Source organism: Falsiroseomonas selenitidurans, from assembly GCF_012103215.1.
Classification (GTDB): domain Bacteria; phylum Pseudomonadota; class Alphaproteobacteria; order Acetobacterales; family Acetobacteraceae; genus Falsiroseomonas; species Falsiroseomonas selenitidurans.
Window position 1 is genome coordinate 1 of record NZ_JAAVNE010000095.1, and the last position, 8,401, is coordinate 8,401.

At 76.2% G+C, this 8,401-nt stretch carries 11 protein-coding genes; 7 read left to right on the top strand and 4 right to left on the bottom strand.

Going from position 1 to position 8,401, the window contains the following annotated elements:
• The 7 genes from HEQ75_RS27000 to HEQ75_RS27030 all read left to right on the top strand — a co-directional run.
• Positions 1-1,900 (top strand): hypothetical protein (locus HEQ75_RS27000; RefSeq protein WP_168035231.1); only part of this gene is annotated, 1,900 nt, incomplete at its 5' end.
• 66 nt (positions 1,901-1,966) lie between these two features.
• Entirely contained in the window at positions 1,967-2,347 is a 381-nt protein-coding gene (locus HEQ75_RS27005; RefSeq protein WP_235962156.1) for a flagellar basal body rod protein FlgB, read from the top strand.
• A 14-nt stretch (positions 2,348-2,361) separates the two neighbouring features.
• On the top strand, positions 2,362-2,772 hold the full coding sequence (gene flgC, locus HEQ75_RS27010; RefSeq protein ID WP_168035233.1) for a flagellar basal body rod protein FlgC: 411 nt from the start codon (positions 2,362-2,364) through the stop codon (positions 2,770-2,772).
• On the top strand, positions 2,769-3,071 hold the full coding sequence (fliE, locus tag HEQ75_RS27015) for a flagellar hook-basal body complex protein FliE (protein ID WP_168035234.1): 303 nt from the start codon (positions 2,769-2,771) through the stop codon (positions 3,069-3,071). Before flgC ends, fliE begins: the two co-directional genes overlap by 4 nt.
• A 52-nt stretch (positions 3,072-3,123) precedes the next feature.
• A complete protein-coding gene (locus HEQ75_RS27020) occupies positions 3,124-3,399 on the top strand; it encodes a flagellar biosynthetic protein FliQ (RefSeq protein WP_168035235.1) in 276 nt (91 codons plus the stop codon).
• On the top strand, positions 3,399-4,163 hold the full coding sequence (locus HEQ75_RS27025; protein ID WP_235962157.1) for a flagellar biosynthetic protein FliR: 765 nt from the start codon (positions 3,399-3,401) through the stop codon (positions 4,161-4,163). Before HEQ75_RS27020 ends, HEQ75_RS27025 begins: the two co-directional genes overlap by 1 nt.
• Positions 4,164-4,166: 3 nt before the next feature.
• Positions 4,167-5,216 carry an EscU/YscU/HrcU family type III secretion system export apparatus switch protein gene (locus HEQ75_RS27030; protein WP_168035237.1) on the top strand — a complete coding sequence of 350 codons (1,050 nt, stop codon included), beginning with the start codon at positions 4,167-4,169 and terminating at the stop codon, positions 5,214-5,216.
• On the opposite strand, the gene HEQ75_RS27035 is transcribed toward HEQ75_RS27030, so the two are convergent.
• The 4 genes from HEQ75_RS27035 to HEQ75_RS27050 all read right to left on the bottom strand — a co-directional run.
• The gene (locus tag HEQ75_RS27035) at positions 5,213-5,632 is read right to left on the bottom strand and encodes a hypothetical protein (RefSeq protein WP_168035238.1); all 420 of its coding nucleotides are present in this window, start codon (positions 5,630-5,632) and stop codon (positions 5,213-5,215) included. The genes HEQ75_RS27030 and HEQ75_RS27035 overlap by 4 nt on opposite strands.
• Entirely contained in the window at positions 5,629-6,966 is a 1,338-nt protein-coding gene (locus HEQ75_RS27040; protein ID WP_168035239.1) for a FliI/YscN family ATPase, read from the bottom strand. The genes HEQ75_RS27035 and HEQ75_RS27040 overlap by 4 nt, the downstream gene beginning before the upstream one ends.
• The gene (locus HEQ75_RS27045) at positions 6,963-7,763 is read right to left on the bottom strand and encodes a CheR family methyltransferase (RefSeq protein WP_168035240.1); all 801 of its coding nucleotides are present in this window, start codon (positions 7,761-7,763) and stop codon (positions 6,963-6,965) included. The genes HEQ75_RS27040 and HEQ75_RS27045 overlap by 4 nt, the downstream gene beginning before the upstream one ends.
• Positions 7,760-8,401 (bottom strand): CheB methylesterase domain-containing protein (locus tag HEQ75_RS27050; RefSeq protein ID WP_168035241.1); only part of this gene is annotated, 642 nt, incomplete at its 5' end. The genes HEQ75_RS27045 and HEQ75_RS27050, both read right to left, overlap by 4 nt.

Here is an 8,401-nt window from a genome sequence, read left to right on the forward strand (position 1 = left end):
GGGTGAGCGTGGCCGGGACCTGGCGGCGCTGCGCCGCAACCCGGCGCTGGCCGGCGCCGAGATCCTGCCGCTGCCCGATGGCGCCGCGCTGCGCCTGCCCGGCCCGGCCGCCGCCACCCTGGCCCGCGACCCGCTGAGCTGGCTGCAACCGCCTGGCGAAGCGCCGGCACCCGCGGCGCTGGGCTTCGCCGTCCAGGCCACCCCGCATGGCGTGGCGCTGTCGCTGGCCCCCGGACGCGGCCCGCAGCCGGCCGAAGCCGCGCCGCCCCTGCTCGCCCCCCTGGCGACCCTGGCCGGGCTGCCGAAGGCCGCGCTGCTGGCGCATTGGCGCGCCCTGCCCGCCCGCCTGGCCGCCACCCCCGCCGCGGAACGCGGGCCGCTGCGCCTGGCACTGGCCGAGACGCTGCTGGCCCTGGGCCTGGGCGCGGAAGCACAGGCGGCGGTGCAGCTCGCCACCGCCGAGGATCCGCGCCTGGCGGCGCAGCCGCGCGCCCTGCTGCTGGCCGGTGCCGCCGCGCTGCTGGCCGGCCGGCTGGCGGAAGCCGATGCGGCGCTGGACGACCCGCGGCTGCTCGCCTCGCCCGAGACCGCGCTGTGGCGGGGGCTTTCGAAGATGGAAACCGATGGCGACATCGCCACGGAGGGCTTCCGCGCGGCCACGCCCCTGCTGCTGCGCTATCCCGCGCCGCTGCGTGCCCGGCTGCTGCCGAAGCTCGCCGCCGGCCTGGCGGAGGCTGGCGCGAAGGAGGAAGCCGCCGCGCTGCTGGCCGGCGATGAGGCCGCCGCCGCGCTGCCCCTGGCCCGCCATGCCGCCGGCCTGCTGCAGGAAGCCGCCGGCGCCACCACCGCCGCCATCGAGACCCAGGCCACCCTGGCCACCGGTCGGGACCGCGACGCCCGCGCCCGCGCCCTGGCCCGCCTGGCGGAGCTGCGCCTGGCCGCCGGCAGCATCGATGCGGCCGGCGCGGCGGAGGCGATGGAGCGCGCCATCCCCGCCTGGCGCGGCGACCGGCGCGAGGTGGCGCGCCGCCTGCGGGCGGCGGAACTCCGCCTGCTGGCGCAGCAGCCCGCCGCGGCGCTGGCGCTGCTTCAGGACACGGTCGCGGCCTTCCCCGAGGAAGCCGGCACGCTGCGCCCGAAGCTGCTGGCGGCGACGCTGGCGGTGGTGGCGGACCCGGCGAGCGATCCCGTCGCCATGGCCCGGCTGGTCGCCGCCCAGCCGACGCCGCTGCCGCCCGATGCCGCGCTGGATGCGGCGCTGGCCCGCATCGCGGACCGGCTGGCCGGCCTGGAATTGCCGCAGGAAGCCGTGGCGATGCTGAAGAAGGCGCTGCCGAACAGCACCGGCTCCGGCAACCTCGCCGTGCGGCTGGCCGAGGCGCAACTGGCCGATGGCGATGCGGAGGGCGCCTTGCAGACGCTGTCCTCCGGCAGTGGCGGCGCCGCGCTGCCGGGCGAGATCGGCCGCCGTCGCGCACTGGCCGAGGCCGCGGCGCGGCAGCAGCTGGGCGACACGGCCGGGGCCGCCGGCGTGCTGCGCGCGCTGGGCCCGGAAGGCGCGGGGAAGCTGGCGGAGATGCTGGCCTCGGCGCAGGACTGGGCCGGCGCCGCGGCGGCGCTGCGGGCGCATCTGGAACTGGCCGCGCCGGGCGATGCGGCGCTGGATGCGCCGGCCCGCCGCGACCTGCTGCGGCTGGCCGCCTTCCTGGCCCTGGCACAGGACCAGGAGGGCCTGGCCGCGGTGCAGCAGCGCTACGCCCCGCGGGTGCCCGCCGGCACCTTCGCCGATGCCTTCGCCGCGCTGGCCGATGGCACGCCGGGCACGCTGGACCTGCCACGCCTGCGGCAGGAGATCGCCGGCACCCGCGCCCTGCAGGAACAGCTGCGCGCCCTGCGCTGAAGCCCGGCGCGGCCACGCCGGTTAACACCGCAGTCGCAGCTCGCGCCCAGCATCCGTCGCATGGACATGACGCGCACCGCCCCGATGGCGCTGGCCGAACGCCGCCTCGCCTGGCTCGAACAGCGCCAGCAGGTGCTGGCGCAGAACATCGCCAATGCCGACACGCCCGGCTACCAGCCGAACGACCTGGTGCCCTTCGAGCGGGCCGTGCAGGCCGCGGCGGCACCGCTGGCGCAAACCTCGCCGCGCCACCTGGCCGGGCCGGATGGCGGGCGCCGGGCGCAGCGTGACCGGGCCGCAGTGGAAGCCAGCCCGGACGGCAATTCGGTCTCGCTGGACCGCGAGGCGCTGAAGATGGCGGAGACCGACCAGGCGCATGCGCTGGCGCTGGCGCTGCACCGGCGCTGGGCCGCGATGTACCGCACCGCGCTCGGCACCGGCCGCTGAGGAGAGAGAAGCCTATGGACCTGGAACGCGCGCTTTCCGTCTCCGCCTCCGGCATGGCCGCGCAATCCGTGCGGCTGCGCGTGGTGGCGGAAAACCTGGCCAACCGCGATTCCACCGGCAATGCGCCGGGGGCGGAACCCTACCGCCGCCACACCGTCACCTTCGCCAACCGGCTGGACCGGGAGATCGGCGCCAGCACCGTGCAGGTCTCGCGCATCGGCACGCAGCCGGGGGAATTCCCCGAACGCTACGAGCCGAGCCACCCGGCGGCGGATGAGCGCGGCTATGTGCGCACGCCGAATGTCGACAGCCTGATCGAGGTGATGGACATGCGCGAGGCGCAGCGCAGCTACGGCGCGAATCTCTCGGTCATCGAGACCACGCGCGCCATGCTGCTGCGCACGATCGAGGCGCTGCGCGGATGAGCGGCGGGATCAGCCCGGCGCTGCAGGCCTATCGCGCCACCGCCGGTGGCGCACCGGGTGCCTCGGCCAGCGGCGCCACGGCGCAGGCCTTCGACTCGGCGCTGGGCGCGGCGATGGAAAGCGCCGTCGGCACCGCACGCGCCGCGGATGGCGCCACACAGCAGGCGATGCTCGGCCAGGTCGGCACCAGCGAAGTGGTGATGGCGGTGACGCGGGCCGAACTCGCCCTGCAGACGGCCGTCGCGGTGCGCGACCGCATGGTCTCCGCCTACCAGGAAGTCATGCGGATGGCGATCTGAACCGGTAGCGGACGCGCACCGCGCGCGCCTGGCCGCAGGAGGCGGCGACGGCATGGACTCGAACACGATCGCCCTGGCCGGGCAGCAGGCGCTGTGGACGGCGCTGCTGGTGGGCGGGCCATTGCTGGGGCTGCTGCTGGCCATCGGCCTGGCGGTGGCGCTGGTGCAGGCGCTGACGCAGATCCAGGAACCCTCGCTCGCCTTCGTGCCGAAGATGCTGGCGCTGGCGGCGCTGCTGCTGCTGGGCGGGTCCGCCGGCATGGCGATCATGCGCGGCTTCACCGAAAGGCTGTTCGACCAGATCGTCAGCGTCGGTGGCATGGGATGATGGACCCGCCGGCGCTCGCCGACCTCGCCTTCGCCGCCATGCTGCTGGTGGCGCGGCTGGGTGCCTGCGGCCTGCTGCTGCCGGGGTTGGGGGAGCCGGAGATCCCGGCGCCGATCCGCCTGGCGCTGGTGCTGGCCCTGGTGCCGCTGCTGCTGCCCGGCCTGCTGCCCGCCCTGCCCGCGGCCACCGACGACCTTTCCGCCACGCTGCTGCTGTTCGCCACCGAGATCGCCATCGGCGTCTGGCTCGGGATGCTGGCGCGGCTGGTCTCCACCGCGCTCGCCATGGCGGGGCAGCTCATCGGCAGCTTCATCGGCCTGTCCAGCATGTTCGCGCCCGATCCCTACATGGGGGTGCACGGCACGGCGCTGTCACGCCTCATGGGCGTGGCCGCCGCGGCGCTGGCGCTGTCCACCGGCCTCTATGCGCTGCCGCTGCGCGCGCTGGCGGAAAGCTACGCCATCCTGCCCGTCGGCGCGGCGCTGGAGGGCGGCCATGCCGCTTCCGGCATCGCCGAGGCCGGCGCCGCCAGCCTGGCGCTGGCGCTGCGCCTGGCCGCGCCGCTGCTGCTGCTGGCAGTTCTGGCGCAGGCGGCAACGGGGCTGCTGGCGCGCGTGGCGCCGCAGGCACAGGTCTTCGTGCTGGCCGCGCCGGCGCAGACCCTCGCGGGGCTCGCCCTGCTGGCGCTGCTGCTGCCGGCGCTGCTGGCGCAATGGCTGGAGGCGGCGCGCGCCGCCTGGTCCGTGCTGCCGGGCCTCGGCTGATCGATGGCCGAGGATTCGGACACCGACGACAAGACCGAGGCCGCAACACCGCAGCGGCTGGAGAAGGCGCGCCAGGACGGCAATGTGGCCCTGTCGCGGGAGATGGTGCAGTTCGCCTCGCTGGGCGGCGGCGCGCTGGGCCTGGCGGTGGCCGGGCCGCAGGCCGGGCAGGCGCTGCTGCAGGCCGGCGCGGCGATCTTCGCCGGCAGCCACATGACGGATGCGCCGAGCGTGCTGCGCGCGCTGCTGGCGGCGGCGGCGCCGGCGGCGCTGGCGGTCGCGGGCCTGGCGGCGCTGGGCGGCGTGGCGGCAACACTGGCGCAGACGCGGTTCCTGCTGTCGGCCAGCGGGCTGACGCCGAAGCTCTCCAAGATCAGCCCGCTGGCCGGGCTGAAGCGGCTGTTCGGGCTGCAGGCGCTGGAGGAGTTGCTGCGCACCCTGGTCAAGCTCGGCGCCGTCGGCGTCGCCCTGTGGTGGCAGGCGGAGGATGTCGCCGGCTTCGCCGCCGCGCTGTCCGAAGGCCCCGAGGCGCTGGGCCAGGCGCTGACGACGCGGATCGGCGGGCTGCTTTCCGCTGCCCTGGTGGCGCTGGCCGGCATCGCCGCGGCGGATCTGTTCTGGACGCGCTTCCGCCACGGCCGCCGCCTGCGCATGACGCGGCAGGAGATGAAGGACGAGAACAAGGAATCGGACGGCGACCCGATGCTGCGCGCGCGCCGCCTGCAGATCATGCGCAGCCGCAGCCGACGCCGTGCCATCGCCGCCGTCGGCAAGGCCACGGTGGTAGTGACGAACCCGACGCACTACGCCGTGGCCCTGGCCTATGAGCGCGGCAAGGATGCGGCGCCGCGCATCGTCGCCCGCGGGGTGGACGAGCTGGCGGCGCGGATGCGCCAGGCGGCGGAGGAAGCCGGCGTGCCGATCGTGCCGAACCCGCCCCTGGCCCGCGCGCTGTACCGGCTGAAGGAGGATGCGCAGATTCCGGCGGAGCATTTCAAGGCGGTGGCGGAGATCATCGCCCTGGTCTGGCGGATGAAGAACCCGCCGCGCTAGCTGCCCTTGCCCCGCCCGGCGCGCTGCTGCGCCGTCTCGTCCAGCGCGGCCTGCTGCCCGCGCGCCACCTTCTGCCGTGCCGCCGCGGCGCGGCTTTCCATCAGCCATTCCACGGCGCGTTCCTGCGCGCGGCTTGCCACCAGCGCGGCGCGGGCCGCCTCCACCGCCTGGCCCGCCAGCCTGGCCTCGCCGGCAGCGCGTTCCCGCGCCGCACGGGCACCGGGCAGCCACGCGGCCAGGCTGTCCGCCAGGAAGGCCACCTCGCCCTGCGTTTCCTGCGCCAGCACCGCGACGGCGGCCTCGGCGCGCCCCACGGCCGCCTGGGCGCCGGCCTGGCGGTCCGCCAGGTCCCGCCGCGCGGCCGCCACCTGCAGCCCGCGCAGGCGCATCAGCGCGGCCAGCGGGTCGCCCTTCATGCCATCGCCGCCTGCAACGCGGCGAAGGCGCCGGCCACGCCCGTCACGGGTTCCTCCTTGCGCTGCGCCAGGCAGGCCTCGATGCGCGGTGCCAGCCGCAGCGCCTCGTCCACCGCCGCATCCGTACCGGCGCGATAGGCACCGAGCCGCACCAGATCCGCCATCTCGCCGGCCAGCGAGAGGATGGCACGGGCGCGCGTGGCGAGGGCGCGCTCCTCCGGCTCCAGGCAGCCCGGCACGGTACGCGACAGGCTGCGCAGCACGTCGATCGCCGGCCAGCGGCCGCGTTCCCCGATCCGGCGGTCCAGCACCACATGCCCGTCCAGGATGCCGCGCACCGCGTCCGCCACCGGCTCGTCATGGTCGTCGCCCTCCACCAGCACGGTGAACAGGCCGGTGATGTGGCCGCCGCTTGCCTCAAGGCACGGCCCGGCGCGCTCCAGCAGCCGCGGCAGTTCGGCGAAGACGCCGGGCGTGTGGCCGCGCGTCGCCGGCACCTCGCCCGCCGCCAGGCCGATCTCGCGGCAGGCCAGGGCGAAGCGCGTGACGCTGTCCATCATCAGCAGCACATGCCGGCCCTCGCCGGCCAGGGATTCGGCGATGGTCATGGCGGCGAAGGCGGCTTCGCGGCGCATCGGCGCCGGCGCGTCCGAGGTGGCGCAGACCACGACGCTGCGCGCCAGCCCTGCCGCACCCAGGTCGTCCTCGATGAACTCGCGCAATTCGCGCCCGCGCTCGCCCACCAGGCAGAGCACCGCGGCATCGCAATCCGCGCCGCGCGCCAGCATCGACAGCAGCGTGGATTTGCCGACGCCGGAGGCGGCGAACAGGCCCAGCCGCTGGCCGCGCCGCATGGTGCAGAAGCCATCCAGCGCCCGCACGCCGAGGTCAAGCCGCGGTCCGAGCCGGGCGCGCAGCGCCGCCTCCGGCGCGCGGGCGCGCACCGGCAGGGCGTGGCGCCCCGGCGGCAGCGGCCCGCGCCCATCCAGCGGCCGGCCCAGCGGATCGACGACGCGGCCGAGCCAACCAGGGCCGGGCGCCAGCGTCGCCGTGCCGGCCATCGCCACCCGCGCGCCCAGCCGTACCCCATCCAGCGGCGCGAAGGCCACCGCCCGGGCACCGCGCGCCGACAGCGCGACCACCTCGGCCGGCACGACGCCGCCGGGGGCCAGGATGGCGAGGCGGCTGCCGACGGCGAGGAAGCCGCCGAGCCCGGCGATCTCGACCGAGAGCGCATCCACCGCCGCCACCGCGCCGCAGACCCTCTCGCCCGGTGCGGCACCCAGGCCGCGCAGCGCCGTCGCGGCGGCGCCCGCCGCCAGCGCCAGGCTCATCCGCGCCGCCACAGCCCGCGCAGCCCGGGCAGCGGCACCAGCGGCACGGTCAGGCCCAGCAGCGTCTCCGTGGCCCCCAGGCACAGGGCCCCATCCATGGCCAGCTGCGCGGTGCAGGCGGTGACCACCTTCTGCCGCGTCGGCAGGTCGAAATAGATCAGCACGTTGCGCAGCAGCAGCACGTCGAAGGTGCCGAGGCCGCGCAGGTCGCCCAGCAGGTTCGCCACCTCGAACCGGCATTGCCGGCGGATCGGCTCCGCCACGCGCCAGCCGCCGCGTTCCTCCCGGAACCAGCGGCTGCGCTGCGCCGGGGTCAGCCCGCGCTCCACCTCGAACCGCGTGAACAGCCCCTCCCGCGCGCGGGAAACCATGGCGGAGCAGAGATCGGTGCCGAGGATGTCGAGCCGCCTGGCGATGCCGGCCTCCGCCGCCGCGATCGCCAGCGAATAGGCTTCCTGGCCGGAGGAGCAGGCGGCGGACCAGATGCGCAGCGGCGTGCCCGGCGGATGCGTGGCGTCCAGCACCGGCAGCACCTGGTCCACGATCTGGCGCAGCGGCAGGCCATCGCGGAAGAAGCTGGTCTCGTTCGTCGTGGTGGCCTCCGCCAACTCGCGCAGCAGCACCGGGCCATCGGCCGTCGGCAGCCGGCGCGCGAGTTCCGACAGATTGGCCAGCCCACGCCGCTCCATGATCGGCGCCAGCCGCGTCTTCAGCAGGTAGCCCTTGTCCGGCGACAGCGCGAGGCCGGAGACACCATGGATCGCCCGCGCAATCTCCGCGAATCCCGGATCCATCATGCCGCGCCCGCAAGTTCGGCGATGCGGCGCGCAAGCTCCGGCAGCGGCAGCACCTCCTTCGCCGCGCCGCGCTCCACCACGGCGCCGGGCATGCCCCAGACCACGCTGCTGGCCTGGTCCTGCACCAGGACCGGCCCGCCGGCGGAGGCGATCAGCGCAGCGCCCGCGGCACCGTCATGGCCCATGCCGGTCAGCACCACGCTGGCGGCGCGGCCGCCGAACAGGGCGGCGACGCTGCGCAGCATGGGATCCACCGCGGGGCGGCAGAAATGCTCGGGCGGCGCATCGGAAAGCACCACCTTCGGCCCCTGCGCCACCAGCATGTGGCTGCCGCCCGGGGCCAGCAGCGCGACGCCGGGCAGCAGCGGTTCCTGGTCGCGCGCCACCCGCACCGGCACCGGGCCGAGCCGCGACAGATGCTCCGCCAGCAGCGGCAGGAAGGCATCCGGCATGTGCTGCGTGACCAGGATGGGAATCCGCGCCGGCAGGCGGAAGGCGCGGAAGATCGCGGACAGCGCCTCCGGCCCGCCGGTGGAGGCGCCGATGGCCAGGACGGCCGGCAGATGGCCGGGCAGGGCGGCCGGTCGCGCGGCGGGCGCGGGGGCCGGGGCGGGCGCGGCGGCGGCCAGGCGCGGCGC